Source organism: Mesorhizobium sp. M1A.F.Ca.IN.020.06.1.1 (assembly GCF_004023265.1).
Lineage (GTDB): Bacteria > Pseudomonadota > Alphaproteobacteria > Rhizobiales > Rhizobiaceae > Mesorhizobium.
On sequence record NZ_RZSR01001153.1, the window covers coordinates 1 to 1,658 of the forward strand.

Annotated in this window: 2 protein-coding genes; both read left to right on the plus strand. The window is 62.1% G+C overall.

Features of this window, described 5'->3' with window-relative positions:
- Nucleotides 1-292: 292 nt before the first annotated feature.
- Nucleotides 293-1,261 (plus strand): malate dehydrogenase, encoded by a 969-nt coding sequence (gene mdh, locus EOA60_RS31950; RefSeq protein ID WP_095825158.1) that lies wholly within the window; start codon nt 293-295, stop codon nt 1,259-1,261.
- A 25-nt stretch (nt 1,262-1,286) separates the two neighbouring features.
- On the plus strand, nt 1,287-1,658 hold a 372-nt coding region (locus tag EOA60_RS31955), incomplete at its 3' end, for an ATP-grasp domain-containing protein (RefSeq protein ID WP_348632741.1).

The following is a 1,658-nucleotide window of genomic DNA, read 5'->3' on the forward strand; positions in this document are numbered from 1 at the left end:
ACACGGGCCTCTGTCCGCCCGTCCTAAAATCACAACGGCGTCATCGCCGGGATGAAGGCCTTCTGATTTCATCGTTTATTGTATAAATTCTGTTCAGTTACCTCGAAAATTTTGACGTTTACGTAATTCCCAATGCATCTAACCGATTGAAAACACTAGGTGCAAAATAACCGTTTGAATTTTCTCCATGCCGGAGCTATTGGGTTCGGCGAAATCCTGCGGTTTCCCGCATTCCTTCCGGCCCCCGGCCCCCGTCACGGCACCGTCACAGACAAAGGGAAAACATCCTGACATGGCACGCAACAAGATAGCGCTCATCGGCTCGGGCATGATCGGCGGCACGCTCGCCCATATGATCGGCCTGAAGGATCTCGGCGACGTGGTGCTGTTCGACATCGCCGAGGGCATTCCGCAGGGCAAGGGTCTCGACATCGCCCAGTCCTCGCCGGTCGACGGATTTGACTCCAGACTGACAGGCGTCAACGACTATGCCGGCATCGAGGGCGCGGATGTCTGCATCGTCACCGCCGGCGTGCCGCGCAAGCCCGGCATGAGCCGCGACGATCTTCTCGGCATCAATCTCAAGGTCATGGAACAGGTCGGCGCGGGTCTCAAGAAATACGCGCCGAAGGCGTTCGTCATCTGCATCACCAACCCGCTCGATGCCATGGTCTGGGCACTGCAGAAGTTTTCGGGCCTGCCGACCAGCCATGTCATCGGCATGGCCGGCGTGCTGGACAGCGCCCGCTTCCGCTACTTCCTGGCGGAAGAGTTCAAGGTCTCGGTCGAGGACGTCACCGCCTTCGTGCTCGGCGGCCATGGCGATTCGATGGTACCGATGATCCGCTATTCGACCGTGTCGGGCATCCCGCTGCCCGACCTCGTCAAGATGGGCTGGACCTCCAAGGACAAGCTCGACCAGATCGTGCAGCGCACCCGCGACGGCGGCGCCGAGATCGTCGGCCTCTTGAAAACGGGCTCAGCCTATTACGCGCCGGCCGCCTCGGCCATCGCCATGGCCGAATCGTACCTGAAAGACAAGAAGCGCGTGCTGCCCTGCGCTGCGCACCTGTCTGGCCAGTACGGCGTCAAGGGGACCTATGTCGGCGTCCCCGTGGTGATCGGCGCCGGCGGTGTCGAGCGCGTCATCGAGATCGACCTCTCCAAGGCCGAGCAGAAGATGTTCGACAATTCGGTGGCGGCCGTGCAGGGCCTCACCGAGGCCTGCACCAAGATCGCCCCGCATCTCGCCGGCAAGTAATCGTCCCTCTCCGGAGACCAAGCGCATGAACATCCATGAATATCAGGCCAAGGCGCTGCTGAAGTCGTTCGGCGCGCCCGTCGCAAGCGGCGTTCCGGTGTTCAAGGCGAGCGAGGCGGAAGCCGCCGCCAAGACGCTGCCCGGCCCGCTCTATGTGGTGAAGAGCCAGATCCATGCCGGCGGCCGCGGCAAGGGCAAGTTCAAGGAACTCGGCCCCGACGCCAAGGGCGGCGTGCGGCTGGCGAAGTCGGCGGCCGAAGTGGTCGCCAACGCCAACGAGATGCTCGGCCAAACGCTGGTCACCAAGCAGACCGGACCGGCCGGCAAGCAGGTCAATCGCCTCTATATCGAGGACGGCGCCGATATCGACCGCGAGCTCTATCTGTCGATCCTGGTC

Coding starts and splice junctions, on each gene's coding strand:
- mdh (WP_095825158.1), top strand. CDS start 293: ATGGCACGCAACAAGATAGCGCTCATCGGCTCGGGCATGATCGGCGGC.